Annotated in this window: 1 protein-coding gene; it reads left to right on the top strand. The window is 73.8% G+C overall.

What is annotated here, in order from left to right; all coding sequences use genetic code 11:
* The coding region (locus tag AAHZ94_RS34610) for a DUF1906 domain-containing protein (protein WP_349997634.1) at positions 1 to 767 on the top strand (767 nt) is incomplete at its 5' end.
* Between the last annotated feature and the right edge of the window lie 152 nt (positions 768 to 919).

Here is a 919-nt window from a genome sequence, read left to right as displayed (position 1 = left end):
AGACGGCGCCGCGGCCGGAGCGCGGGGCGGCGAAGGCGGGCGGCGCGCAGCGGCGGAACTTCCACGGGTGGGCCATCGACCGCTGCCAGGCGCCGCCGGTGAGCACGATCCGGGCCTGGAACGCCTCGCCCTACCGCGGGATCGGCGTCTACTTCGGTGGCCGCGGGCGGCACTGCAAGACGCAGAAGCACCTGAGCACCGGTTGGCTGCGCGAGGTGAAGGGGCTGGGCTGGGAGGTCATCCCGATCTACGTGGGGTCGCAGTCGCCGTGCGTGACGGCGGCCTCCAAGCGGCGCTTCCTGATCGGCGACAACGCCTGGGCGCAGGGCCGGCAGGAGGCGCAGGACGCGGTGCGCAGTGCGGGCCGGCTCGGCATGGTGCGGGGCAGCGCGCTCTACCTCGACATGGAGGCGTACCACTTCCAGCGCTACCGCTGTGGCCGCACCACGCTCGCCTTCGTTCGGTCCTGGAACCGTGAGGTGCGCCGGCAGGGGTACGTGCCGGGGTTCTACAGCAGCGCCAACTCCGGCGTACGGCACATGGAGCAGTCGCGGAAGGCGGGGGAGAAGGACCTGCCGGAGGTGATGTGGTTCGCCCGCTGGGGCGTGGGGCCCTCGCTGTACGACGAGCAGTGGCTCGACCGCCGGGCCTGGCACCCGCACCGGCGCATCCACCAGTACGCGGGTGACGTGACCGAGACGCACGGCGGGCGCAAGCTCGCCATCGACCGGAACCTGGTGGACGCACCCGTGGCGATCATCCGCTGACCTGACCTGACCTGACCTGACCTGACCTGACCTGACCTGACCTGACCTGACCTGACCCGGCCCGGCCCGGCCCGGCGCCGGCCGCCCCCGCCCCCCCCCCGGCCGGCAGCGCCCGCCCCCGGGAACGGACCCCCCCACCACCCGTGAGCGCC

The organism is Streptomyces sp. HSW2009, from assembly GCF_040240285.1.
Taxonomy (GTDB): domain Bacteria; phylum Actinomycetota; class Actinomycetes; order Streptomycetales; family Streptomycetaceae; genus Streptomyces.
This window is presented reverse-complemented; position numbering and strand designations above follow the sequence as displayed.